The following is a 24,505-nucleotide window of genomic DNA, read 5'->3' on the forward strand; positions in this document are numbered from 1 at the left end:
GCGGATAGGGTCGAACCGTGCCCGACCTCACCCCTGTCGCCCCGCTGAGCTCGCTGCGTCCCGCTCCCACGGAGCCCGTCGCGGCGCAGCTCGCCGCCCTGTACGACGGCCTGCGCGACGAGCTCGTCGCGATCCGCCGGGACATCCACGCCCACCCGGAGCTCGGCCGCACCGAGGTGCGCACCACGGCGTTGCTGGCGGACCGGCTGCGGGCGGCGGGCCTGCACCCGCACCTCCTGCCCGGCACCGGCCTCCTGTGCGACATCGGCCCGGGGCCGGCGGTGACGGGACGGCAGCGGATCGCGCTGCGCGCGGACCTCGACGCGCTGCCCGTAATCGACACCACGGGTCTGCCGTGGGCGTCGACCACCCGCGGGATCGCGCACGCCTGCGGGCACGACGTGCACACGACTGCGGTCCTCGGCGCGGGACTGCTCCTGGCCCAGGTCGCCGACCAGCTGACCACCGGCGTCCGGCTCGTGTTCCAGCCGGCCGAGGAGGTCCAGCCCGGTGGCGCGCTCGACGTGCTCGCGGCGGGCGGCCTGGACGGCGTCGGGCAGATCTTCGCGTTCCACTGCGACCCCAAGGTCGACGTCGGGCACGTCGGCACGCGCATCGGGCCGATCACGTCGGCCAGCGACGAGGTCACGGTGACCATCTCCGGCCCCGGCGGCCACACGTCGCGACCGCACCTGACGGGCGACGTGGTGTTCGCGCTCGGCCAGGTGATCACGCAGGTCCCCGCGATCCTCGGCCGCCGGCTCGACCCACGCTCCGGCGTCAACCTCACGTGGGGCGCGGTCCAGGCCGGCTCGGCACACAACGCGATCCCGCCGATCGGCACCCTCAACGGCACCCTGCGCTGCCTGGATGTCCGGGCGTGGGAGAAGGCCTCCGAGGTGTTCCACGCGGCCGTCGAGAACGTCGTGGCGTCGCTCGAGGTGGACGTCGAGGTGCGCCACCACCGCGGCGTGCCTCCCGTGGAGAACGCCGAGCAGTCCACCGGCGTGCTCGAGGAGGCCGCACGCAGCGTGCTCGGAGCGGGGTCCGTGCTGCTGACCGAGCAGTCGCTCGGCGGCGAGGACTTCGCCTGGTACCTGACGCGGGTGCCGGGTGCGATGGCCCGGCTGGGCACCCGCACGCCGGGCGGTCACACGTACGACATCCACCAGGGCGACCTGCGGGTCGACGAGCGCGCGGTCGAGGTCGGCGCCCTCTTCCTCGCCCGGGCCGCGCTTCTCGCGGGCTGAGACAGGACGTCCGCCACCTGGGCGGATATACCAAGTCGGTAACGTTACCTGCGGGGATACCCATCGGTAACATGCGCGTCACGCGCGGCTGGCTAGTGTCCGAACCATCAATGCCGGTCAGGCACACGGTCGTGCCACAGGGCGCACGGAGCCTGCCCGGCGAGAAGCTGACGAGATTCAGGAGACGCGCGTGAACAAGATCATTCGAGTGGCTGCGCTCGGCGGGGCGCTCGCGCTCGCGCTTGCGGCGTGTGGCAGTGCACCGGAGGACGAGAGCAACCCCACCGACGGTGGCTCCAGCGCCGCCGCCACGGTCGACTACACCGCGTGCATGGTGTCGGACGAGGGTGGCTTCGACGACGCCTCGTTCAACGAGTCGGGCTTCAAGGGCATGCAGCAGGCCGAGAGCGAGCTGGGCGTGACGATCAAGTCCGCCGAGTCGACCGACCCGGGCCAGTACACGACCAACGTTGACTCGATGGTCCAGCAGGGTTGCAACCTCATCATCGGCGTCGGCTTCGCGCTCGAGGACGCCGTCCAGGCGGCCGCCACGGCCAACCCGGACATCGACTTCGCGCTCGTCGACTCCGCGTTCTCCGACGAGAACTTCGCGCCCGTCACGATCGACAACGCCAAGCCGCTCCTGTTCAACACGCAGGAGTCGTCGTACCTCGCGGGCTACCTCGCCGCGGGCATGTCGAAGACCGGCACGGTCGCCACGTTCGGCGGTCAGCCGTTCCCGTCCGTCACCATCTTCATGGACGGGTTCTCCGACGGGATCGACGCCTACAACACCGACAACGGCACGTCCGTGAAGCTCCTCGGCTGGGACAAGGCCGCGCAGAACGGCTCGATGATCGGGAACTTCTCCGACACCGAGGCCGGCCGCACCACGACCGAGCAGTTCATCGCCGCGGGCGCGGACATCATCCTGCCCGTCGCCGGCCCGGTCGGCGCCGGTTCGCTGAACGCCGCGAGCCAGCACCCCGGCACGTCGGTCATCTGGGTCGACTCGGACGGCTACCTGCAGCCCGCCAACGACCAGTACAAGAGCCTGCTGCTCACCTCGGTGATGAAGCAGATCCAGGCCGCCGTCTTCGACACGATCAAGTCCTCGTCGTCGGGCGACTTCAGCAACACGCCGTACGTCGGCACGCTCGAGAACGGTGGCGTGGCGCTCGCGCCCTTCCACGACTTCGAGTCGCAGGTGCCGGCCGAGCTCTCCGCCAAGATCGACGAGCTCAAGGCTGCGATCATCGACGGCTCGCTGGTCGTCGACTCGCCGTCGGCCAACAAGGTCAGCTGACCTTGTAGCGCCAGGCGTCGACGGGGGGCCCGGGACGGACACGTTCCGGGCCCCCCGTGCGTCAGCGCCCAGCAGGGCTAATGTCGCTCACAGGATCGGGTGGAAGGCGGCGAGCGTGCAGCTCGAACTGCGAGGCATCACCAAGCGTTTCGGCTCGTTGGTTGCCAACGACGGCATCGACCTGACGTTCGCACCAGGCGAGATCCATGCACTCCTCGGCGAGAACGGCGCCGGGAAGTCGACCATGATGAACGTCCTGTACGGGCTCTACCAGCCCGACGCGGGGCAGATCCTGGTCGACGGGCAGCCGCGGACGTTCGCCGGTCCCGGCGACGCGATGGCGGCCGGCATCGGCATGGTGCACCAGCACTTCATGCTCATCCCGGTGTTCACCGTCGCGGAGAACGTGGTGCTCGGTCACGAGCCGACGGCCGCCGGCGGGCTCATCGACCTCAAGGAGGCGCGTCGCCGCGTCCGGGAGATCTCCGACCAGTTCGGGTTCGCCGTCGACCCCGACGCGCTCGTCGAGAACCTCCCCGTCGGCGTGCAGCAGCGCGTCGAGATCATCAAGGCGCTCTCGCGCAACGCCGAGGTCCTGATCCTCGACGAGCCGACCGCCGTGCTCACGCCCCAGGAGACCGACGAGCTGATCGCGATCATGCGCCAGCTCAAGGCCGCCGGGACGTCCATCGTCTTCATCACGCACAAGCTGCGCGAGGTCCGCGCCGTCGCGGACACCATCAGCGTCATCCGCCGCGGTCGCGTGGTCGGGACGGCCACCCCCGCGAGCACCGAGGTCGAGCTCGCCTCCCTCATGGTCGGACGCTCCGTGAGCCTGGCCGTCGACAAGGCCGACGCGACGCCCGGTGAGGCGTCGTTCGCCGTGAAGGCGCTCACCGTGTTCGACGCCAACGGCGTCGCGGTGGTCGACGACGTCTCGTTCGAGGTCCGCCGCGGCGAGATCCTGGCGATCGCCGGGGTCCAGGGCAACGGCCAGACCGAGCTGACCGAGACCATCCTCGGGCTCCAGAAGCCGGCCAGCGGCTCCCTGCTGCTCGACGGCACGGAGCTGGGCGGACGGTCGGTCGCCGGGGTGATCGAGGCCGGCGTCGGCTTCGTCCCCGAGGACCGCAGCACCGACGGCCTGATCTCCTCGTTCTCCATCGCCGAGAACCTCATCCTCGACATGCACCGCAGCAAGCCCTACGCCCGCGCCGGCTCCCTGAGCCCCGCGCGCGTGGCGGAGAACGCCGCGCACCGCGTCGAGGAGTTCGACATCCGGGTCCGGTCGGTGCAGGACCCCGTCAGCACCCTGTCCGGCGGCAACCAGCAGAAGGTCGTGCTGGCCCGCGAGATGTCCCGGCCGCTGCGGCTGCTCGTCGCGTCGCAGCCGACCCGTGGGCTCGACGTGGGATCCATCGAGTTCGTGCACAAGCGGATCGTCTCCGAGCGCGACAAGGGCACTCCGGTCATCATCGTGTCGACGGAGCTCGACGAGGTGCTCGCGCTGGCCGACCGGATCGCCGTCATGTACCGCGGCAAGATCATCGGCGTGATCGACGGCGGGCACACCTCCGACCGCGACGTGCTCGGCCTGATGATGGCGGGCGTCCCGCTCGACCAGGCGCGTGAGCAGGCGGCGGGGCACCACACGGCGCTCGCGGAGGTGGACGCGGTGGTCGAGGACCTCGACCTCGACGGCCCGGCCCCTGCAGCCGCTCCCGCCGCCGCCGCTCCGGCCCCACCAGTCGCCCCGACCCCGCCGGCGCCGCCCGTGCCGGAGGCCGTCGCCGCCCCGACGAACGATGAGGAGGAGCAGGCGTGACCGCCACCGTCCAGGACGCACCCGCGCCCGCGCCGGCATCCGAGGAGCCCTCGGGCCCCAAGCGGCCGTACCTGCAGGCCGTGATGGACTCGACGACGACCACCGTCATCGTCGCCATCTTCATCGCCCTGTGCCTCGCCGCGATCCTCGTCGTGGCCGCCGACCCGGCGTCCCAGAAGGCGTTCGGCTACGTCACCGCCCGGCCGCAGGACTTCTTCAGCGCCGCGTGGGACGCCATCTACTCGACGTACTCGGCCCTCTTCCGCGGCGCGATCTACGACTACCAGGCCACGGGCGCCCGCCGGATCCGACCGATCACCGAGACGATGGTGTCGTCGGTGCCGCTGATCCTCGCCGGCCTCGGTCTGGGCATCGGCTTCCGGTCCGGGCTGTTCAACATCGGCGCCCAGGGCCAGGTCCTGGTCGGTGCGGCCGCCGGTGCGTACGTCGGCTTCAAGGCCGAGCTCCCGGTCGGCCTGCACGTCATCGCGGCCTGCGCGGCGGCGATGATCGTCGGTGGCCTCTGGGCCGGCATCGCCGGGTTCCTCAAGGCGCGCACGGGGGCCAGCGAGGTGATCGTCACGATCATGCTCAACTCGATCGCGTTCTACCTCGTCTCCTACCTGCTCACCACGTCGGTGCTGCGCCAACCCGGCGGTCAGCGTCCCGTGACGCCGCCGGTGCGCGACACCGCCGTGATGCCGCTGCTGCTGGGACCGCAGTTCCGCCTGCACCTCGGCTTCATCATCGCGATCCTCGCCGCGGTCGTCGTGTGGTGGGTGATGGAGCGGTCGACGCTCGGGTTCAAGTTCCGGGCCATCGGCGCCAACCAGGACGCCGCCCGCACCGCCGGCATCCGCGTGCCGCTCATGTTCGTGCTGGTCATGCTCATCGCCGGTGGCCTGGCCGGGCTCGGCGGTGCCATGCAGATCCTGGGCACCGACAAGACGTTCCAGGCCGGCAGCGCCGGGTCCATCGGCTTCGACGCCATCACCGTCGCGCTGCTCGGGAGATCGAGACCCCTCGGCACCGTGCTCGCGGCGCTGCTCTTCGGGGCGCTGCGGGCAGGGTCGCCGCTGATGCAGACCTCCGCCGGCACCCCGATCGACCTGGTGCTCGTCATCCAGGCCGTGATCGTCCTGCTGATCGCCGCACCGCCCCTGGTCCGTGAGCTGTCGATCTTCCACTGGACCGCGACGTTGTTCGGCTACGACCGGAAGAGGGCAGCCGCGTGAGCACGCTCGCCGCACCAGAAGCGCCCAGCGCGCACGAGTCTCTCGTCACCCCCGTCCAGGTCGGCATCCGCTACCGCGGGCCGATCACCTACCTCGTCGTCGGGGTCCTGTCGCTCGTCTTCTTCGGGCTGCTGACGCCGGCGTCGGACGTCACGACGTTCCAGGTGGCCACGCCGAACGACTTCTTCAAGATCGACCAGTTCGCGGTCCCGTCGCGGCTGACCGCGTCGATCCTGTCGCTGATCGCCATCGGCCTGGGCGTCTACGCGCTCGTGCTCGCCCGGGCCCGCCGCAAGGCGCCGGTGTGGCTCGCGCCCGTGTACGGCGTGCTGGTCCTGTTCGCGCTGCTGGTGTGGGTCATGGCCGGCAACGCCAACGCGCTGCCGTTCACGCTGCTGCTCACCACGGCGCTGGTCGCGTCGGTCCCGCTGGTGTTCGGTGCCATGGCCGGCCTGCTGTGCGAGCGCTCGGGCATCATCAACATCGCCATCGAGGGGCAGATGCTCGCCGGTGCGTTCCTGGCGGTCGTCGTCTCGTCGACCACCCAGAACGCGTACACCGGCCTGATCGCCGCCCTGGTGGCCGGTGCGCTCGTCGGGTGCGGGCTGGTGCTCTTCGCCATCCGGTACCGGGTCGACCAGATCATCGTCGGCGTCGTGCTCAACGTGCTCGTCATCGGCCTGACCAACTACCTGTTCTCGACGCTGCTCACCGACGACCCGCAGAAGCTGAACTCGCCTCCTCGGCTGCCCACGCTGCCGATCCCGGGCCTATCGCAGATCCCGGTCATCGGCCCGGTGCTGTTCGACCACTCGATGATCGTCTACCTCATGTACATCGCCGTGGCGGTGCTGCAGATCCTGGTCTTCCGGAGCCGCTGGGGCCTGCGCATGCGGGCGGTCGGCGAGCACCCCAAGGCCGCCGACACCGTGGGCATCAAGGTCAACGCCACGCGCGTGCGGTCCACGATCCTCGGCTCGGCTCTGGCCGGCCTCGGCGGCGCGGCTCTGGTGTCGGCGGGCCTCGCGTTCACCAAGGAGCTGACGTCGGGCAAGGGCTACATCGCCCTCGCGGCCATGATCCTGGGCCGGTGGAGCCCCAAGGGCGCCCTGGCGGCGTCGCTGTTCTTCGGCCTGGCCGACGCCCTGCGGCGCGTGCTGAACAACCTCGGCTCGCCCATCCCGAGCGACGTGCTCGCGATGCTCCCGTACCTCGCGACGATCTTCGCCGTGGCCGGTCTGGTCGGCCGCGTGCGCCCGCCGGCCGCCGAGGGAATCCCGTACACGAAGTGAGCCCTGTGGACACCATCGACTGGGACGCCCTGCGGGCCGCCGCCACCGACGTCATGCACCGCGCGTACGCGCCCTACTCGCAGTTCCCGGTGGGCGCCGCCGCGCTCGTCGACGACGGCCGGGTGGTCGTCGGCTGCAACGTGGAGAACGCCTCGTACGGGGTCACGCTCTGCGCCGAGTGCGCCCTCGTCTCCGGCCTGCACGTGTCCGGGGGCGGGCGGCTCGTGGCGTTCACGTGCGTCGACAAGCACGGCAACGTCCTGATGCCCTGCGGCCGCTGCCGGCAGCTGCTCTGGGAGCACGGGGGAGCGCGTCTGCTCGTCGAGACGACGCACGGCGTGAAGCCGATGACCGAGGTGCTCCCCGACGCCTTCGGGCCGGCCGACCTCGAGGAGCGGGCATGAGCTTCGACGCCGTCGACGTCATCGTCGCCAAGCGGGACGGCCACCGGCTGACGGACGCGCAGATCGACTGGGTGGTCGACGCCTACACGCGCGGCGCGGTCGCCGAGGAGCAGATGTCGGCCCTCACGATGGCGATCCTGCTCAACGGGATGGACCGCGCCGAGATCGCCCGCTGGACCGCCGCGATGATCGCGTCGGGCGAGCGGATGGACTTCTCGGGGCTGTCCCGGCCGACCGCCGACAAGCACTCCACGGGCGGCGTCGGCGACAAGATCACGCTGCCGCTCGCCCCCCTGGTCGCCGTGTTCGGGGTGGCCGTGCCGCAGCTGTCCGGCCGCGGCCTCGGGCACACCGGCGGCACGCTGGACAAGCTGGAGTCGATCCCGGGCTGGCGCGCAGCGCTGAGCAACGAGGAGATGATGGCGCAGCTGGAGGACGTCGGCGCGGTCATCTGCCAGGCCGGCTCCGGGCTCGCCCCCGCCGACCGCAAGCTCTACTCGCTGCGCGACGTCACGGGCACCGTCGAGTCGATCCCCATGATCGCCGCGTCGATCATGAGCAAGAAGATCGCCGAGGGCACGGGCGCGCTGGTGCTCGACGTGAAGGTCGGGTCCGGCGCGTTCATGAAGGACATCGACCGCGCACGCGAGCTGGCCCGCACGATGGTCGACCTCGGCACCGACGCCGGGGTGAAGACCGTCGCGCTGCTCACCGACATGTCCACACCGCTGGGCATGACCGCGGGCAACGCGCTCGAGGTGCGGGAGTCCGTCGAGGTGCTGGCGGGCGGCGGTCCGGCCGACGTCGTCGAGCTGACCGTGGCGCTCGCGCGCGAGATGCTCGAGGCCGCCGGCGTGCCCGGCGACCCCGCCGACGCCCTCGCGGACGGCCGGGCGATGGACGCCTGGAAGCGGATGATCGCGGCGCAGGGCGGGGACGCCGACGCGACCCTGCCCGTGGCGCGCGAGACCGAGCAGGTGCTGGCCGAGGCCGACGGGACCGTGACGGTCCTGGACGCCTACGCCGTCGGCATCGCGGCCTGGCGGCTGGGGGCCGGGCGCGCGCGCAAGGAGGACCCCGTGCAGGCGGGCGCGGGCGTCGAGCTGCACGCGCGGCCCGGCGACATCGTCCGCGCCGGGCAGCCGCTGCTGACCCTGCACACCGACACCCCGGAACGGTTCGAGCGGGCCCGCGAGGCGCTCGCCGGTGGCGTCGTCGTCGCTCCTGCCGGAACCCCGGTGGGCGTCCGACCGCTCGTCATCGACCGCGTCGAGGCCTGACGCGCGCGTGCCGCGAGCCGGGGGCACGATGGAGGCATGAGCACCGTTCCCGGGAGTGACGCCTGGCGGGACGCCGGACTGGTGCCGGTGGACCCGCACCGACCGCTGAGCCTCGTCGACGACACGGACGTGAGCGACGACGAGGACTACGAGCCCGACTTCGCGCGCCCTGACCTCGACGGACGTGCCGACGAGGCCGACGTCGTCGAGCAGGACACCGAGGTCGGCGACGAGGAGGACGGCCCCGGGTGAAACCCGAGGCCCGGGGGGCCCGAGCCGGACATTTCGGTACGGTGAGGCCATGAGCACCCCCGCCGAGCCCCCTGCCGTCGCGCCCGCCGAGGACCTCGTCGCGAAGATCCCTGCGCTGCCCAAGGTGCTCCTGCACGACCACCTCGACGGCGGCCTGCGCCCCCAGAGCATCATCGAGATGGCCGCCGAGGCGGGGCACGAGCTGCCCGCCACGGACGCCGACGCCCTGCGTGACTGGTTCTACGACGCCGCGTCCTCGGGCACCTTGCCGCTCTACCTCGAGACGTTCGACCACACCATCGCCGTGATGCAGACCGAGGAGCACCTGCGCCGGGTCGCCCGGGAGTCGGCGATCGACCTCGCGGCCGACGGGGTCGTGTACGCCGAGCAGCGGTACGCCCCTGAGCAGCACCTGGAGAAGGGCCTCTCGCTCCAGCAGGTGGTCGACGCCGTGCAGGCCGGGTTCGCCGAGGGGGTCGCCGAGGCGGCCGCGCAGGGTCGCACGATCCGCATCGGCACCCTGGTCACCGCGATGCGGCACGCGGACCGCTGGGACGAGATCGTCCAGCTGACGCTGGCCAACCGCGACAACGGCGTGGTCGGCTTCGACATCGCCGGCGCCGAGGAGGGGTTCCCGCCGTCGCGGCACATCTCCGCGTTCGAGACCCTGCGCGACGCGAACTTCCCGGCCACCGTGCACGCGGGCGAGGCCTCCGGGCTCGACTCGATCGCCGAGGCGGTCCACCTGGCCCAGGCGGCGCGCGTCGGGCACGGCGTCCGGCTCATCGACGACGTGACGGCCGACGAGCTCGGCGACCGGCTCGGGCTGCTGGCGCACTGGGTCCGCGACCGGCGGATCCCGCTCGAGCTGTGCCCGTCGTCGAACCTGCAGACCGGCGGGGCTGCGTCGGTCGCCGAGCACCCCGTGACCCGCCTGAAGCAGCTCGGGTTCGCGGTCACCGTGAACACCGACAACCGGCTGCAGTCGCGCACGTCGCTGGGCCGGGAGCTGACGCTCCTGGTCGAGGAGGCGGGCTGGACGCTCGACGACCTGCGCGACGTCACGGTCACCGCCGCCTCCCACTCGTTCCTGCACCACGACGAGCGCCAGGCGCTCATCGAGACCGTGATCCTGCCCGCGTACGCCGCCGCCCGCCCGGGGCGCCACTCCGCCTAGGAGGACGCGTCAGCGGCTCGCGATCGCCAGCAGGTCGCGCGCAGAGCCCGTCGGCGCCTGGCCGCGCGGCCACACCGCCCGCAGCGAGCGCGTGAGGTCGAGGTCGCGGACGGGGACGCGCACCACCCGGCCGGCGGCGACGTCGTCGGCGACCGCGAGCTCGCTGAGCACCGCCGGACCGGCGCCCGCCGCGACCGCCGAGCGCAGCGCGCTCGTGTTGGCCAGCTCCAGCAGCGGGGTGGCCAGCGGCGCCCACTCCTGCAGTGCCTCCTCGAGGGCGGTGCGCGTCCCGGAGGCGGGCTCGCGCTGCACGAGGCGGGTCGCGGCGAGCGTCTCGGGGGCCAGCGGCCTGCGCAGCCGCGCCCACGGGTGGCCGGGCGGGACGACGACGACCAGCCGGTCGCGGGCCACGGTCTGGCTGTCGAGGCCCGGCGGGATGCGCGGTCCCTCGACGAACCCGAGGTCGGCCGCCCCGTCGAGCACCTGGGCGGCGACGTCCGCGGAGTTGAGCGCCGAGAGGCTCACGGCCGTCTCCGGTCGGGTCGCGGCCAGGCGCACGAGCCAGAGCGGGAGCAGGTGCTCGGCGACCGTGAGGCTGGCGGCCACCCGCAGGCGCTCCTGTCGGTCGTGACGCAGCGAGCCGATGCCGGCCTCGAGCACCGCGGCGGCGTGCAGCACGTCGCGCGCCCAGTCGGCCAGCAGCGATCCCTCCGTGGTCAGCGTCGAGCCGCGCGGGCTTCGGGTGACCAGCGGGAACCCGACCAGCCGCTCCATGCTCTTGACCCGCGCCGAGACCGCCGGCTGGCTGATGCCGTGCTCGGCCGCCGCCAGACCGAGGCTTCCGGTGGAAGCCACCCGGATGAGCAGCTCGAGCGAGTCGAGGTCGGGCACGCGGGCGAGACTCATCACGTCAGTCTATGTGTAGACATAAATCGACCCTATGGCTCGATCAGCCGAAGACCGCTACCGGCACCGCCGGACCGCACGCACGCTGGACGCATGACGACGACCGTGGACCGGGCGGAGGTGCGACGCCTGTCGGCGGTTGGGCCCAACTGGTACGCGTCCGTCATGGCGACCGGCATCGTCGCGAACGCCTCGGTCACGCTGCCGGTCCCCGGCCTGGATCGGTTCGGGCCGGCGGTGTGGCTGTTGGCCGTGCTGCTGCTCGTCGTCGTGACCGCGGCGACGGTGGCGCACTGGGTGCAGCACCCGGCGACCGCCCGGGGCCACCTGCGGCACCCCGTGCTCGGCAGCTTCTACGGCGCCATGCCGATGGCGCTCCTGACGGTCGGCTCCGGGGCGCTCCTGTTCGGCCGTGACCTGGTCGGGCTGCACGCGGCCCTCGTCGTCGCCTGGACGCTCTGGATCGTCGGCACGGTGGGCGGGCTGGTCTGCGCGGCCGTCGTGCCCCGTCGCGCCTACACCGGCGACGCGTTCGGCGGCTGGTTGATGCCCGTCGTGCCGCCCATGGTCTCCGCCGCGAGCGGTGCGCTGCTGGTGGCGGAGATGCCGGACGGCCCGGGCCGGGAGGCGATGCTGGTGGCCTGCTACGCGATGTTCGGGGTCGCGCTGGTCGCGAGCGTCGTCGTGGTCGTGCCGATCGGGCGTCGGCTGCTCCGGCACGGCGTCGGGCCGGCCGCGCTCGTGCCGACCTTGTGGATCGTCCTCGGCCCGCTCGGCCAGTCGATCACGGCCGCGCACGGGCTCGGTCTGGCGACGGGCTCGGCGGCACGCGCGTTCGGCGTGCGGTACGGGCTCGTGGCCTGGGTGCTCGCGATGCTCTGGCTCGCCGTGGTCGTCGTCGTGACCCTGCGCGCCCGGCCGCCGTTCGGGCTGCCCTGGTGGAGCTTCACGTTCCCGGTCGGCACGGTCGTCACCGGGTCCAGCGCCCTGGCGGCGAGCACCGGCGCAGCGGTGTTCGCGTGGTCGGCCGTCGGCCTCTACGCGGCGCTCGTCGTGGCGTGGGCCGTCGTCGGGACGCTGACCGCGCGCAACGCGCAGCGGCTGCTCGCCTAGATCAGACCCTTCGTGTGCCAGACCGTCTTCGTCTCGGTGAACGCCGTGATGCGGCCCAGCGACTGACCGACCTCCTCGGGCGGGAGCACGCGCTTGAGCGTGTCCGCCGCGGCGATCTGCAGGTCGACCCAGTCGAGGTCGCCCGCGCCGGCCAGGTCGAGCCCGTTGACGTCCGCGTGGCTCGCCAGCCAGGGCGCGATCTCGGCCGGAGACCCCGTCAGCACGTTGACGACGCCCTTGGGCACGTCGCTCGTCGCGAGGACCTCGGACAGGCTGATCGCCGAGAGCGGGAGCCGCTCGGAGGCCACCACGACCACGGTGTTGCCCGCGACGAGGGCCGGCGCGACCACGGAGACGAGACCGAGCAGCGAGGAGTCCTGCGGCGCGACGATGGCCACGACGCCGGTCGGCTCGGGCACCGAGATGTTGAAGTACGGCCCGGCGACGGGGTTGGCGTTGCCGGCCACCTGCGCGTACTTGTCGGCCCAGCCCGCGTACCAGACCCAGCGGTCGATCGAGGCGTCCACCTGCGCCGTCGCCTTGGACACCGAGACGCCCTCGGCGTCGACGATCTCCGCGACGAACTGCTCGCGACGACCCTCGAGCAGCTCCGCGATCCGGTACAGCACCTGCCCGCGGTTGTAGGCGGTCGCACCCGACCAGCCGGCGACGGCCGCACGCGCGGCGACGACCGCGTCGCGGGCGTCCTTGCGGGACGCCTTGGCGGCGTTGGCCAGGAACGCGCCCTTGGCGCTCGCGATCTCGTAGGTGCGCCCCGACTCGCTGCGCGGGAACGCGCCGCCGATGTAGAGCTTGTAGGTCTTCGGTACTGCCAGCCGGCTCACTTGGTGGCTCCGTTGCTCTTCAGGTACGCGGCGATGCCGTGCCGGCCGCCCTCGCGGCCGTAGCCGGACTCCTTGTAGCCGCCGAACGGGCTCGACGGGTCGAACCGGTTGAACGTGTTGGCCCAGACGACGCCCGCGCGCAGCTGGTCGGCGACCGCGAGGATGCGGCTGCCCTTGTCGGTCCAGATGCCCGCCGACAGGCCGTAGGGCGTGTTGTTCGCCTTGGCGATCGCCTCCGCGGGGGTGCGGAACGTGAGCACCGACAGCACCGGGCCGAAGATCTCCTCGCGGGCGATCCGGTGGCTCGTCGAGACGTTGTCGAAGATCGTCGGCGCGAACCAGAAGCCGTTGGCCGGGATCTCGCACGCGGCCGTCCAGCGCTCGGCGCCCTCGGCGTCCCCGATGTCGCTCAGGGTGCGGATCCGCTCCAGCTGCTCCGCGCTGTTGATCGCCCCGATGTCGGTGTTCTTGTCCAGCGGGTCGCCCAGGCGCAGCGTCGACAGGCGCGCCTTGAGCCGGTCGACGACCTCGTCGTGCACGGACTCCTGCACCAGCAGCCGGCTGCCGGCGCAGCAGACGTGGCCCTGGTTGAAGAAGATGCCGTTGACGATGCCCTCGATGGCCTGGTCGATCGGCGCGTCGTCGAACACGATGTTCGCCGCCTTGCCGCCCAGCTCCAGCGTGAGCTTCTTGCGCGTGCCGGCCACCTGCTTGGCGATCGCGCGACCGACGTCCGTCGAGCCCGTGAAGGCGACCTTGTCAACGTCCTTGTGGCCGACGAGGGCGGCGCCCGTGGAGCCGGCACCGGTGACGATGTTGACGACGCCCGGGGGCAGGTCGGCCTGCTGGACGATCTCCGCGAACAGCAGCGCGGTCAGCGACGTGGTCTCGGCGGGCTTGAGCACGACGGTGTTGCCGGCCGCGAGCGCCGGGGCGATCTTCCACGCGAGCATGAGCAGCGGGAAGTTCCACGGGATGACCTGCGCGGCGACGCCCAGGGGAGCGGGCGCGGCGCCGAGGCCGACGTGGTCGAGCTTGTCGGCCCAGCCGGCGTAGTAGAAGAACCAGGCCGCGACGAGCGGCACGTCGACGTCGCGGCTCTCCTTGATCGGCTTGCCGTTGTCGAGCGACTCCGCGACCGCCAGCTCGCGGGACCGCTCCTGGACCAGCCGCGCGATCCGGAACAGGTACTTGCCGCGGTCGGCTCCCGAGAGGCGCGACCAGGTCTTGTCGTAGGCCTTGCGCGCTGCGGCGACCGCTGCGTCCACGTCGGCCTCGGACGCCGTCGCGATCGTCGCGATGTGCTTCTCGGTGGCCGGGTTGATCGACGAGAACGGCGTGCCGCCGCCCGCCCGGAACTCTCCGCCGATGAACAACCCGTACTCGCTGCGCAGGTTGAGGATCGCCTGGGACTCCGGTGCCGGGGCGTAGTCGAGGAATGTCATCAGGGGGCCTCAGTCGATCGTCACGTAGTCGGGACCGGAGTAGTGGCCGGTCGCCACCTTCTGGCGCTGCAGGAGCACGTCGTTCAGCAGGCTGGACGCGCCGAACCGGAACAGGTGCGGCGACAGCCACTCCTCGCCCGCCGTCTCGGCGACGGTCACCAGGTACTTGATCGCGTCCTTCGAGGCGCGGATGCCGCCCGCGGGCTTCACGCCCACCTGCAGGCCGGTCAGCCGGTGCCAGTCGCGGACCACCTCGAGCATGAGCAGCGTGACGGGCAGGGTGGCCGCGGGGGCGACCTTGCCCGTCGAGGTCTTGATGAAGTCGCCGCCGGCCAGGATGCCCAGCCAGCTCGCGCGGCGGACGTTGTCGTAGGTGTTCAGCTCGCCGGTCTCGAGGATGACCTTGAGGTGCGCGTAGGTGCCGTCGGCTCGTCGGCAGGCCTCCTTCACGGCGACGATCTCGTCGTAGACCTCGCCGTAGCGCCCTGCCAGGAACGCGCCGCGGTCGATGACCATGTCGATCTCGTCGGCGCCCGCGGCGACCGCGTCGGCGGTGTCCTCCAGCTTGATCGAGCGCGACGCCCGCCCGCTCGGGAAGGCCGTGGCCACGGCGGCGACGGCGATCTCGCCGTGCGCGGCACCGAGCGCCTCGACGGCGTGCGGGACCATGTCGCCGTAGACGCAGACCGCGGCCACGCGCGGGCAGGTCGGGTCGGACGGGTCGGGCGTCATGGCCTTCGCGACGAGGGACCGCACCTTGCCGCGCGTGTCCGCACCCTCGAGCGTGGTGAGGTCGATGAGCCCGATGATCCGGTCGAGCGCCCACGCCTTCGAGGTCGTCTTGATCGACCGGGTGCCCAGGCCCGCGGCCCTCTGCTGGAGGCCGACCGCGTCGACCCCTGGGATGCCGTGGAGGTAGCGGCGGAGGTTCGCGTCGGTCGCCTCACCGCCGATGAGCGCGAGCGCGCGGTCCGTCGGGGCGATCTGGGTGCCGGTCATGGATTCATCTTCGCTCACCCGGGGGCGACGAGCGCACCTAGATGCCCAGTGAGACCCGGATGTCCACGGCCACGGCGTCCAGGCGCTTGCGAGCCTCGTCGCGCGCGTGGCCGAGGGCCTTGCCGTCGGCGTGCGACCCGACGGGCTGGATCACCTCGAGGTAGGCCTTGATCTTCGGCTCCGTGCCGCTGGGACGCACCACGACGCGCGTCCCGTCCTCCGTGAGCAGCCGCAGGCCCTCGGTGGGCGGCAGGCCGTCGCGGTCGTCCTCGGTCCCGGCGGCCAGGTCCACCACGTCGGTCACGCGCGACCCGCCGAGGCTGCGCGGGGGAGTCCGCTTGATGTCGTGCACCAGCGGCAGGATCTGGTCCTGGTCGGTGAACCGGGCGGACACCTGGTCGGTGAGGTGCAGGCCGTGGGTGCGCGCGATGTCGTCGAGCGCGTCGATCAGGGTGCGTCCCTCGGCGTGCAGCCGGGCCGCCAGCCCCGCCATGAGCAGCGCCGCGGAGATGCCGTCCTTGTCGCGCACGTGCGCCGGGTCGACGCAGTAGCCGAGCGCCTCCTCGTACCCGAAGCCGAGGTGCTCGACGCGGGAGATCCACTTGAAGCCCGTGAGCGTCTGCGCGTAGCCCAGGCCTGCGGACGCGGCGATCTTGCCCAGCAGTCGCGACGAGACGATCGAGCTGGCGAACGTCGGCGTCGTCGAGTCGGGGTCCGCGTCCGAACCGAGCCAGCGGGCGGCCATCGCGGTGCCGAGCAGCGCGCCGGTCTCGTCGCCGTGCAGCATGCGCCAGCCCTCGGCCTCCGCGGTGTCCGGGCCGCGGTGGCTGCGGTGCCGGGGGTCCTGCACGGCGACCGCGCACCGGTCCGCGTCCGGGTCGAGCGCGATGACGATGTCGGCGCCCTCGTCGCTGGCCAGGCCGGTGGCCATGTCGATGGCGCCGGGTTCCTCGGGGTTCGGGAACGCGATCGAGGGGAAGTCCGGGTTGGGCTCGAACTGCTCGGGCACCACGAGCAGGTGCCGGAACCCGGCCTGCGTGAGCACCCGCTGCGCCACCTCGCCGCCGACCCCGTGCAGCGGCGTGAGCACGATCTTGAGGTTCCCGGCGGCCGCCCGGCTGGCCTCGTCGGTCGGCGCGAGGGCGACGACGGCGTCCACGTACGCGTCGAGCACGTCGAAGCCGAGCATCGTCCAGCCGTTGGTGGACCGCGGGACCGACGCGACGGACGGGACGTGCGCGATCTCGGCCGCGATCGCGGCGTCGGCGGGCGGAACGATCTGGGAGCCCTGGCCCGAGTCGGTGACCACCCGGCCGCCGAGGTAGACCTTGTAGCCGTTGTCCTCGCGGGGGTTGTGCGACGCGGTGACCATGATCCCCGCGTCGGCGTCGAGGTGCCGCACCGCGAAGGCCAGCACCGGGGTGGGCAGGCTCTCCGGCAGCACCAGCACCTCGATGCCCACGGCGGTGAGCACGGCCGCCGAGTCTCGCGCGAAGTCCACCGACTTGTGGCGCGCGTCGTACCCGATGACCACACGCGGGCGCGGGTGGACCCCGTCCAGCTCCCCCAGCAGGTAGTCCGCGAGGCCGGACGCGGCGCGGATGACGACCGCGCGGTTCATCCGGTGCGGACCGCCGCCGAGCCGCCCCCGCAGACCGGCGGTGCCGAACTGCAGCAGACCGCTGAACCGGTCGGCCAGCTCTGCCCGGGCCTCGCGGCGGGCATCGATCGCCTGGCGCTGCGTCGGGTCGGGCTCGCGGCTGTCCGTGGTCTGCGCGTCCGCCAGGGTCAGGAGGGCACGGAGCTCGTCCGCCGTCTGGGGATCCGGGTCGTCCTCGATCCATGCCTGCACGCGCGTCCGGAGGTCTGCCCACGCATCGTCGCCGGTCATGGGCCCAAACTACTCACGCCTGCGGGCGTGCGCTCATTCAGAGCCGGCGGACGATCTGGGCCAGCAGCGCGCTGATCCGCGGGCCCGCCGCGACGCCCGCCTCGATCACCTCGGTGTGAGACAGCGGGATGGGGCTGATCCCGGCCGCGAGGTTGGTCACCAGCGAGATGCCCAGGATCTCCAGCCCCGCGTGCCGGGCCGCGATGGCCTCCAGGCTCGTCGACATGCCGACCAGGTCGCCGCCGACGACACCGGCCATCTTCACCTCGGCGGGCGTCTCGTAGTGCGGCCCGGGGAACTGCACGTAGACGCCCTCGTCGAGGGTCGGGTCGACCTCGCGCGCGATCGCCCGGAGCCGCGGCGAGTACAGGTCGGTGAGGTCGACGAACGTCGCGCCCTCCAGCGGCGAGGTTGCCGTGAGGTTGATGTGGTCGCTGATCAGCACGGGTGTGCCCGGGCCCCAGCCGAGGTTCAGCCCGCCGCACCCGTTGGTGAGCACGACCGTCGTCGCGCCCGCGGCGGCCGCGGTCCGCACGCCGTGGACGACGCGACGCACGCCGCGGCCCTCGTACAGGTGCGTGCGGCTGCCCAGGACGAGCGCATGCCGGTCCGTTCCTTCGATGCGAATCGAGCGGATCGTGCCCACGTGACCCACCACGGCGGGCGTGGAGAACCCCGGCACCTCGTGGCTGGCCAGCTCCGCCACGGTCTCGCCCAGCAGGTCCGCGGCCCCGCCCCAGCCCGAGCCGAGCACGAGGGCGACGTCGTGCGTCGGCACCCCTGTCGTCCGTGCGATGTAGCCCGCAGCGGCCCGCGCGACCTCGAACGGGTCGGTGGCCGGGTCGTCCAGAGATGTGACGTCGCTCATGATCGAAGGCTAACCCGCTGGCCGGTCCGGACCAGAGCGGCAGAATGTTTCCTGTGAGCACCCCTGCGCAGGAATCGGCCAACCCTCGCGTCGTCATCATCGGCGGCGGACCGGGCGGGTACGAGGCGGCACTGGTCGGTCGACGGCTCGGCGCCGACGTCACGGTGGTCGAGGCCGTGGGGCTCGGCGGGGCCGCGGTCCTGACCGACGTCGTGCCGTCCAAGACGCTGATCGCGACCGCCGAGTGGATGACCATCGCGGACCGCGCACCCGAGCTGGGCATCCGGCTCGACGGCACCGCCCTCGACGCCCCCGGCCTCGACGACCTGCGGCACCGTATCGACCTCGCCGCCGTCAACACCCGCGTCAAGGCGCTCGCGGCCGCGCAGTCCGCGGACATCCGGGCCCGGCTCGAGCGCGAGGGCGTGCGGATCGTCCTCGGCCACGGCCGCCTCGACGGGCCGTCGCGCGTGCTCGTCTCCACCCCCGAGGGTGCCGACGACCTGACGCTCGACGCCGACGCCGTCCTGATCGCGACCGGCGCCACCCCGCGGATGCTCCCCGAGGCGAAGCCCGACGGCGAGCGCATCCTCACGTGGACCCAGCTGTACGACCTGCCCGAGCTGCCGAAGAAGCTGATCGTCGTCGGCTCCGGCGTCACCGGCGCCGAGTTCGCCGGCGCGTACACCTCGCTCGGCGCCGAGGTCGTGCTCGTCTCCAGCCGCGACCGCGTCCTGCCCGGCGAGGACGCCGACGCCGCCCAGCTGCTCGAGGACGTCTTCAAGACCCGCGGCATGACGGTGATGTCCCAGTCGCGCGCCTCCAAGGCGGTGCGGACCGCCGACGGGGTCGAGGTGACCCTGGCCGACGGGCGCGTCGTCGAGGGCTCGCACGTCCTGTTCGCCGTCGGCTCGATCCCGACGTCGCACGGCCTCGGCCTCGAGGAGGCGGGCGTCCGCCTGACGCCGTCCGGGCACATCGATGTCGACAAGGTCTCGCGCACCAACGTCCGGGGCGTGTACGCCGCCGGCGACGTCACCGGGGTCCTGCCGCTCGCGTCCGTCGCGGCCATGCAGGGGCGCCTGGCCATGGCGCACGCGCTCGGCGACGCCGTCGCGCCGCTGTCGCTGCGGGGGGTGTCGTCGAACATCTTCACGCTGCCGGAGATCGCGACCGTGGGGTTCTCCGAGGCCACGATGCAGGAACGCGGCATCAAGTACTCGGTCAGCATGCTGCCGCTCGCCCGCAACCCGCGCGCCAAGATGCTCGGCGTGCGCGACGGCTTCATCAAGATCTTCGCCCACGCGGGATCGGGCGTCGTCGTCGGCGCCGTCATCGTGGGCCCGCGTGCCAGCGAGTCGATCTTCCCGCTCACCATGGCGGTCAACTACCGCCTCACCACCGACCAGATCGCCGAGACGTCCACGGTCTACCCGTCGTACTCGGGCACGATCGCCGAGGTCGCGCGCATCCTCCACCACCGCATCGAGGACTGAGCCGGAGCGACCAACGAATACCGGCCCGAAGCCAGCCGAGCGGTCCGTTCCCGCGATCGAGAACAACGTTGTGCGCGTCAAGCCGTCCTATAACGCTGTTCAGGTTGTTCTCGCTCGGCCGGCACCGGTAGGCAGCGGCGCGTCCGACGTCGCGACCTCCAGCACGCGTGACGTGGAGATCTGCGCACGGGCGAGCACCGCGAAGCGGGCGCCGGCCACGTCATTGGCGGCGAGCCCATGGTCGGCGCCGACCCGGACGACGACCCGTGCGTCGACGGGCACGTCGTCGACGGTGACGCAGACGCGGGCGTCGACCTGGTGGTCCGCGAGTCGACGGGGCGGGTCACCCGCCGGGCGTGAGGCGGGCGACCACCGGGAGGTGGTCGGACTCCGTCTGGCCGGGCAGGACCTTGGCGGACTCGAACGTGACGCCCTGGCCGAAGATCCAGTCGATGCGTTCGCTGGGGTCGGTGCTGGTCGACGTCAGTGACGACGGGTCGCCGGCGGCGTCCACGGCTGAGACCCAGCCGGCATCGGTCAGGAACGTGATCTCGGGGGAGCCGGGCGTGGCGTTGAAGTCGCCGGCGAGCAGGGCCGGCGGCGTCACCGGCTCGGCCTCCGCGAGCGCGGACAGCTGCTCGAGCCTCGTCGGCGTGTTCTCGGCGCGGTGCTGCAGGTGGACCGACGTCACGCGCAGCGACACCCCCGAGGCGGTGGTGAGCGTCGTGGCCAGGGCCGAGCGGTTCTGGGGGCCGTCGCCGTAGGGCAGGTCGTGGATCGCCACGTCGGTGAGGGCCGACCGCGACAGCACCGCGTTGCCGAACTGCCGGTCGGCGGCGGGCGCGAAGTGGATCGTCATGTTCAGCCGTCGCGACAGCCACGTGGCCATGTCGGCGCCGCCGCCGAAGATCCAGCCTCGCTCGACCTCCTGCAGGGTGACCACCGAGGGGTCCTGCGCCTCGATCGTCTGCGCGATGGCCTCGAGGTCGACGCCGGTGACGGGCGAGACGCCGTAGTGCAGGTTCCAGTCGACGATCGTCACGGTGTCGTCGGTGGCGCGGTCGGGCACGGTGGGCGTGGAGAGGGCGACGAGGCCGATGGCGGCGAGCACGAGCGCGGGCAGGAGCAGGAGCCGGACCGAGGCCATGCTGCGGGGGAGGCGGTCGGACGGGCCGGCAAGCGGGGTCCGTCGGCGCAGGCCGGACAGCGCGAGCGCGAGCGCGGTCAGGACGAGGACCCACACGTTGTCGACGCCGAGCGGGAGGTCGTAGTCGAGCATGTAGACGAGCAGCGGGGCGATGGTCAGCACGCCGACGACGAGCGTCGCGGCCGCGGTCCGCGGGATGCCACGGGGCGCGGGCCGGTGGGCGCTCAGGGCCGCCGCGAGCACGACGCCGACGGACACCAGGAGCACGCCGATGGCCACGAGCGCCCAGAAGTCGGTGATCCAGAGCGCGCCGGCGACCCCGACGACGACCAGCACGGCTGCGCCCACGCGCCACGGTGCCGACCACTGCGCCGGTCGCAGCAGCAGGCCTGCGCCGACGAAGTTGGCGGCGACCAGCACGATCCCCGCGGTGCGCAGCGACGTGCCCGACTGCGAGGCGGCGAAGGCGGGGTTGGCCAGGATCATCGCGGCGATCGCGAGGAACGGGCCGAGGGCCCAGAGACGACGCGGGCGGCCGGTCGGCTGGGTCTCCACTGTGGTGAACGCCGCGAGGCCGCGGGCGGTGCCGAGCACGGACAGGCCGAGCAGGACGGCGACGATCCACCCGGACCAGCCCGGCTGCCACAGCGCGTCCCAGGTGCCCAGCAGGAGCTGGAGCCCGACGGACAGCCCGCACCCGAGGACGAGCCCGACGGCGGCCTGCCGACCGCCCGACGGCCGACCCGCGACGAACGCGACGCCGAGGCACAGCACCCCGACTGCCACCGCGACGGTGACGAGGCCGACGACGTTCAGCGCGATCCCGTCGAGACCCTGCAGGACGATCCGCAGGACGGCGAGCACCGCCGAGCCGAGCAGCATCGAGCGGGCGTCCGGGGTGCCGGACAGGCACCGGCCGAGGACCAGCACGAGGGCCGCGACGACCCCGGCCCCGGCGTAGGAGCCGAGCGAGGCGAGCGCCGCGTCGACGGTGCTCACCGCGAACGCCCGGTCCAGCAGCGGCCCGCTGGCCCGGACCATCTCCAGGGCCATGACCGTCAGGAGCGCGACGAGCCACACCCGGGTGGGTGTGCCGGCGTCGAGGGGGGTGCGCGCCGGTTGCTCAGTCGTCACGCGCGGCAGAGTACCGCTGCGACTACGCGAACAGCGCCTGGCCGACGTACGGGCTGTCGTCGGTGGTCACGGGCGTGCCGTCGGAGCCGACGACGAGCGATCCGTCAGGCAGCCCGGGAGGGACCGCGTAGAGCCCCGACGCGGTGTGCGTGAGGTACTCCATCAGGCCGTCGTTGCTCGACAGGGCCGTCTGCATCGGGATGTAGTGCGTGCGCGGGTCCGTGACGAACGCGAGGAAGAACAGCCCCGCGTCCAGCCGGCCGAGGCTGTCGTTGCCGTCGGTGAAGTTGTAGCCGCGGCGCAGCATCCGCACGCCCTTGTTCTCGCTGGGGTGGGCCAGGCGCACGTGCGAGTCGACGGCGATCAGTGGCTTGCCGTCGCCGCCCTTGGCCGTGAAGTCGGGCTCGGTGAACTCGGTGCCCCCGGACAGCGGCGCACCGGCGCCCTTGGTCCGACCGACCAGGCCCTCCTGCTCGCCGAGCGAGGTGCGGTCCCACGTCTCGATGCGCATGCGGATGCGTCGCGCGACCAGGAATGAGCCCCCGGCGAGCCACTGCGTCGGAGGCGTCAGCGCGGAGCCGGGCACCCAGACGTGCTCCTGGAGGTCCGAGGTCTCCTCCGCCTTCACGTTCGCGGTGCCGTCCTTGAACCCGAACAGGTTGCGCGGCGTGAGCTGGGCGGTGCTCGTCGAGGACGTGCGCCCGTAGCCGAGCTGAGTCCAGCGGATCGTCGCCGTGCCGAACGCCGCACGGGACAGGTTGCGGATCGCGTGCACGGCGATCTGGGGGTCGTCGGCGCACGCCTGCACGACGATGTCGCCGTCGCTGCGTGCGGGGTCCAGGTCGTCGGCGGCGAAGTGCGGCAGGTCGACCAGGCCCTCCGGCAGCCGGTCGGCGAGCCCGAACCGGTCCTCGCCGGGCGTGCCGTCGGCCGACGGGGTCCCGACGAACATCGAGCGGCCGAAGCCGAACGTGATGGTCAGGCCCGCGGGCAGCAGGTCGGCGGCCTCGCCCGTGTCGTCCGGCGGCGCGTTGTAAGGCCCCGACGCCGGACCGAACGGCCCCGCCGAGAGTCCCTGCGTGAGGCGTGCGGCGATCGTCGTCCAGGTGCGCAGCAGCGTGATCAGGTCGTCGCGCGACGTCGTCGTCAGGTCGAAGGCGGCCAGGTAGAGCCGGTCCTGGGCGGGCGTGACGATGCCGGCCTGGTGGACGCCCGTGAACGGGTACGTGCCGGGCGACCCGGAGGCCGTGGCCGCGGGAGAGGGTGCCGTCGCCCGGCCGACGCCGAAGCCGGTGGCGGCGGCGAGGCCGACGGCGAGCCCTCCGCCCAGCCCGAGGAACCCGCGCCGCGAGAGGCGGGGGCTGTCGGACTGGGCTGAGGACTCCTCCGGGGTGTCGTGCGGGTCCGTGGGGGCGGACACATGACTCCTAGGGATCAGCTGCTGGTGACGGTGGCGGTGAGCTGCGAGAGCGGCTCGGCCAGGGCGTCGACCGCGGCGGCGAGCGCCTTGATCTGCGCGTCCGTCAGGTCGTCATAGTAGGTGAAGCCGGACTCGATCGAGCCCTGCGCGCTGAGCAGGGTCTGCAGCTCGGCGAAGCGCGTGGTGAGCTCGTCGGCGAGGTCCGGGTCCTGCGCCTCGACCACGTCGGCCAGCACCTCGAAGCCGACGTGCGCACCGTCGACGTTGGACTGGAAGTCCCAGAGGTCGGTGTGCGACCAGATCTCCTCCTCGCCGGTGACCTTGCCGGTCGCGACCTCGTCGAGGAGCTCCTTGGCGCCGTTCGCGATCTGGAAGGCCTCGAACGTGAAGTCGGGGGCGTTGACCTCGTCGACGAGCTGCTGCGTGTACTTCACGAGGTCGGCCGCGGCCGCGTCGCGCTGCTCCTGCGTCAGCGGCACGTAGGCCACGCCGCCGTTGGCGTCGGGCTCGGGCTGCCAGAGGTCCTTCTCGATCAGGTGCCAGCCGCTCCAGGGCGTGCCGGCCTCGACGTCGGCCTCGCGCAGGTCGAGCAGCGGGTCGAGGTCACCGAACGACTCGGCGACGGGCTCGATGCGCTCCCAGTGCACTCGGGTGTCGGCATAGAGGCTGCGCGCCTTCTCGTCGTCCCCCGAGGTGTAGGCGTCGGCGAACTCCTGCGTGCCGGAGATGAGCGCGCCCACCTGGTCCTTCACGTACGCGACGTACTGGGCCTCGGCTGCGGAGATCTGGTCGGCGGTGTCGCCCGTCGGGCCTACGTCCGAGCCGGAGTCGGTGACGGTGAACTCCGCCCGGATGCCGTCGCCGACCATGCCCGGCTTGCACGCGGTGTAGTACGTGCCCGGCTTGACCTGGACGACGAGGTCACGCGACAGGCCGGGGCCGACGTTCTCGACCTCGGAGATGACCCGCAGGCCGTCGTCGCCCAGCAGGTAGAACTCGGTGACGTCGTCGCCCGCGTTGGTGACCGCGAACTGCACCGTGCCGGAGGGGGCCTCGGCGGCCGAGACCTCGCACGCGTCGTCCGTCGACTTCACGGTGAGGACCCCCGACGACGACGCGCTCGGGCCCGAGCCCGCGGTGTCGTTGGCGACGCAGCCGGCGACGAGCGGGAGCACCAGCGCGGCCAGCGCGGCAGCGGTCAGGACAGGGCGGCGGGACAT

At 72.5% G+C, this 24,505-nt stretch carries 21 protein-coding genes; 11 read left to right on the forward strand and 10 right to left on the reverse strand.

Features of this window, described 5'->3' with window-relative positions; translation table 11 throughout:
• The first annotated feature begins 17 nt into the window (after window positions 1-17).
• The 9 genes from AC1DUE_RS11800 (at window position 18) to AC1DUE_RS11840 (ending at window position 10,021) form a co-directional block, all read left to right on the forward strand.
• A complete protein-coding gene (locus tag AC1DUE_RS11800; protein ID WP_477039613.1) occupies window positions 18-1,250 on the forward strand; it encodes an amidohydrolase in 1,233 nt (410 codons plus the stop codon).
• Window positions 1,251-1,440: 190 nt separating this feature from the next.
• A complete protein-coding gene (locus AC1DUE_RS11805; protein WP_477039614.1) occupies window positions 1,441-2,556 on the forward strand; it encodes a BMP family lipoprotein in 1,116 nt (371 codons plus the stop codon).
• Between the two features lie 115 nt (window positions 2,557-2,671).
• Window positions 2,672-4,381, forward strand: a complete 1,710-nt coding sequence (locus tag AC1DUE_RS11810; RefSeq protein WP_477039615.1) for an ABC transporter ATP-binding protein — start codon at window positions 2,672-2,674, stop codon at window positions 4,379-4,381.
• The gene (locus AC1DUE_RS11815; RefSeq protein ID WP_477039616.1) at window positions 4,378-5,616 is read left to right on the forward strand and encodes an ABC transporter permease; all 1,239 of its coding nucleotides are present in this window, start codon (window positions 4,378-4,380) and stop codon (window positions 5,614-5,616) included. The genes AC1DUE_RS11810 and AC1DUE_RS11815 overlap by 4 nt, the downstream gene beginning before the upstream one ends.
• Window positions 5,613-6,908, forward strand: a complete 1,296-nt coding sequence (locus AC1DUE_RS11820; RefSeq protein WP_477039617.1) for an ABC transporter permease — start codon at window positions 5,613-5,615, stop codon at window positions 6,906-6,908. Before AC1DUE_RS11815 ends, AC1DUE_RS11820 begins: the two co-directional genes overlap by 4 nt.
• Window positions 6,909-6,913: 5 nt before the next feature.
• The gene (locus tag AC1DUE_RS11825) at window positions 6,914-7,312 is read left to right on the forward strand and encodes a cytidine deaminase (RefSeq protein WP_477039618.1); all 399 of its coding nucleotides are present in this window, start codon (window positions 6,914-6,916) and stop codon (window positions 7,310-7,312) included.
• Complete coding sequence (locus tag AC1DUE_RS11830) at window positions 7,309-8,592, forward strand: thymidine phosphorylase (RefSeq protein WP_477039619.1); 1,284 nt, start codon at window positions 7,309-7,311, stop codon at window positions 8,590-8,592. Before AC1DUE_RS11825 ends, AC1DUE_RS11830 begins: the two co-directional genes overlap by 4 nt.
• 36 nt (window positions 8,593-8,628) lie before the next feature.
• Window positions 8,629-8,844, forward strand: a complete 216-nt coding sequence (locus tag AC1DUE_RS11835; RefSeq protein ID WP_477039620.1) for a hypothetical protein — start codon at window positions 8,629-8,631, stop codon at window positions 8,842-8,844.
• Window positions 8,845-8,893: 49 nt separating this feature from the next.
• Window positions 8,894-10,021: an adenosine deaminase gene (locus AC1DUE_RS11840; RefSeq protein WP_477039621.1), complete on the forward strand. Its 1,128-nt coding sequence runs from the start codon at window positions 8,894-8,896 to the stop codon at window positions 10,019-10,021.
• Window positions 10,022-10,030: 9 nt separating this feature from the next.
• Here AC1DUE_RS11840 and AC1DUE_RS11845 read toward each other — a convergent pair whose 3' ends face one another.
• The gene (locus tag AC1DUE_RS11845) at window positions 10,031-10,927 is read right to left on the reverse strand and encodes a LysR substrate-binding domain-containing protein (protein WP_477039622.1); all 897 of its coding nucleotides are present in this window, start codon (window positions 10,925-10,927) and stop codon (window positions 10,031-10,033) included.
• 93 nt (window positions 10,928-11,020) lie between these two features.
• Here AC1DUE_RS11845 and AC1DUE_RS11850 point away from each other — a divergent pair, with 93 nt between their 5' ends.
• Window positions 11,021-12,040, forward strand: a complete 1,020-nt coding sequence (locus tag AC1DUE_RS11850) for an SLAC1 family transporter (protein WP_477039623.1) — start codon at window positions 11,021-11,023, stop codon at window positions 12,038-12,040.
• On the opposite strand, the gene AC1DUE_RS11855 is transcribed toward AC1DUE_RS11850, so the two are convergent.
• The 5 genes from AC1DUE_RS11855 to AC1DUE_RS11875 are packed head-to-tail and all read right to left on the reverse strand — an operon-like array spanning window position 12,037 to window position 18,088.
• Window positions 12,037-12,885, reverse strand: coding sequence for an aldehyde dehydrogenase family protein (locus AC1DUE_RS11855; RefSeq protein WP_477039624.1), 849 nt, complete (start codon window positions 12,883-12,885; stop codon window positions 12,037-12,039). The genes AC1DUE_RS11850 and AC1DUE_RS11855 overlap by 4 nt on opposite strands.
• Window positions 12,882-14,330 (reverse strand): aldehyde dehydrogenase family protein, encoded by a 1,449-nt coding sequence (locus AC1DUE_RS11860; RefSeq protein ID WP_477039625.1) that lies wholly within the window; start codon window positions 14,328-14,330, stop codon window positions 12,882-12,884. The genes AC1DUE_RS11855 and AC1DUE_RS11860 overlap by 4 nt, the downstream gene beginning before the upstream one ends.
• 9 nt (window positions 14,331-14,339) lie before the next feature.
• Complete coding sequence (gene deoC / locus AC1DUE_RS11865) at window positions 14,340-15,329, reverse strand: deoxyribose-phosphate aldolase (protein WP_477039626.1); 990 nt, start codon at window positions 15,327-15,329, stop codon at window positions 14,340-14,342.
• Window positions 15,330-15,366: 37 nt separating this feature from the next.
• Window positions 15,367-17,220: a phospho-sugar mutase gene (locus tag AC1DUE_RS11870; protein WP_477039627.1), complete on the reverse strand. Its 1,854-nt coding sequence runs from the start codon at window positions 17,218-17,220 to the stop codon at window positions 15,367-15,369.
• A gap of 37 nt (window positions 17,221-17,257) precedes the next feature.
• Window positions 17,258-18,088, reverse strand: coding sequence for a purine-nucleoside phosphorylase (locus AC1DUE_RS11875; RefSeq protein WP_477039628.1), 831 nt, complete (start codon window positions 18,086-18,088; stop codon window positions 17,258-17,260).
• 44 nt (window positions 18,089-18,132) lie between these two features.
• On the opposite strand from AC1DUE_RS11875, the gene AC1DUE_RS11880 reads away from it, so the two are divergent.
• On the forward strand, window positions 18,133-19,584 hold the full coding sequence (locus AC1DUE_RS11880) for an NAD(P)H-quinone dehydrogenase (protein ID WP_477039629.1): 1,452 nt from the start codon (window positions 18,133-18,135) through the stop codon (window positions 19,582-19,584).
• A gap of 99 nt (window positions 19,585-19,683) precedes the next feature.
• Here the strand turns inward: AC1DUE_RS11880 and AC1DUE_RS11885 are convergent, their stop codons facing one another.
• The 4 genes from AC1DUE_RS11885 to efeO all read right to left on the reverse strand — a co-directional run bounded on the left by AC1DUE_RS11885 (window position 19,684) and on the right by efeO (window position 24,505).
• A complete protein-coding gene (locus AC1DUE_RS11885) occupies window positions 19,684-19,866 on the reverse strand; it encodes a hypothetical protein (protein WP_477039630.1) in 183 nt (60 codons plus the stop codon).
• A gap of 61 nt (window positions 19,867-19,927) precedes the next feature.
• A complete protein-coding gene (locus AC1DUE_RS11890; RefSeq protein WP_477039631.1) occupies window positions 19,928-21,865 on the reverse strand; it encodes an endonuclease/exonuclease/phosphatase family protein in 1,938 nt (645 codons plus the stop codon).
• 22 nt (window positions 21,866-21,887) lie between these two features.
• Window positions 21,888-23,285: an iron uptake transporter deferrochelatase/peroxidase subunit gene (gene efeB, locus AC1DUE_RS11895; protein ID WP_477039632.1), complete on the reverse strand. Its 1,398-nt coding sequence runs from the start codon at window positions 23,283-23,285 to the stop codon at window positions 21,888-21,890.
• A gap of 14 nt (window positions 23,286-23,299) precedes the next feature.
• A complete protein-coding gene (efeO, locus tag AC1DUE_RS11900) occupies window positions 23,300-24,505 on the reverse strand; it encodes an iron uptake system protein EfeO (RefSeq protein WP_477039633.1) in 1,206 nt (401 codons plus the stop codon).

This window comes from Cellulomonas sp. P4_A2 (assembly GCF_056402515.1).

Excerpts from the sequence above, each read along its gene's own strand:
- AC1DUE_RS11830 (WP_477039619.1), top strand. The coding sequence starts at position 7,309 with ATGAGCTTCGACGCCGTCGACGTCATCGTCGCCAAGCGGGACGGCCAC.
- AC1DUE_RS11835 (WP_477039620.1), top strand. The coding sequence starts at position 8,629 with ATGAGCACCGTTCCCGGGAGTGACGCCTGGCGGGACGCCGGACTGGTG.
- AC1DUE_RS11840 (WP_477039621.1), top strand. The coding sequence starts at position 8,894 with ATGAGCACCCCCGCCGAGCCCCCTGCCGTCGCGCCCGCCGAGGACCTC.
- AC1DUE_RS11845 (WP_477039622.1), bottom strand. The coding sequence starts at position 10,927 with ATGAGTCTCGCCCGCGTGCCCGACCTCGACTCGCTCGAGCTGCTCATC.
- AC1DUE_RS11850 (WP_477039623.1), top strand. The coding sequence starts at position 11,021 with ATGACGACGACCGTGGACCGGGCGGAGGTGCGACGCCTGTCGGCGGTT.
- AC1DUE_RS11860 (WP_477039625.1), bottom strand. The coding sequence starts at position 14,330 with ATGACATTCCTCGACTACGCCCCGGCACCGGAGTCCCAGGCGATCCTC.
- deoC (WP_477039626.1), bottom strand. The coding sequence starts at position 15,329 with ATGACCGGCACCCAGATCGCCCCGACGGACCGCGCGCTCGCGCTCATC.
- AC1DUE_RS11870 (WP_477039627.1), bottom strand. The coding sequence starts at position 17,220 with ATGACCGGCGACGATGCGTGGGCAGACCTCCGGACGCGCGTGCAGGCA.
- AC1DUE_RS11875 (WP_477039628.1), bottom strand. The coding sequence starts at position 18,088 with ATGAGCGACGTCACATCTCTGGACGACCCGGCCACCGACCCGTTCGAG.
- AC1DUE_RS11880 (WP_477039629.1), top strand. The coding sequence starts at position 18,133 with ATGTTTCCTGTGAGCACCCCTGCGCAGGAATCGGCCAACCCTCGCGTC.
- efeO (WP_477039633.1), bottom strand. The coding sequence starts at position 24,505 with ATGTCCCGCCGCCCTGTCCTGACCGCTGCCGCGCTGGCCGCGCTGGTG.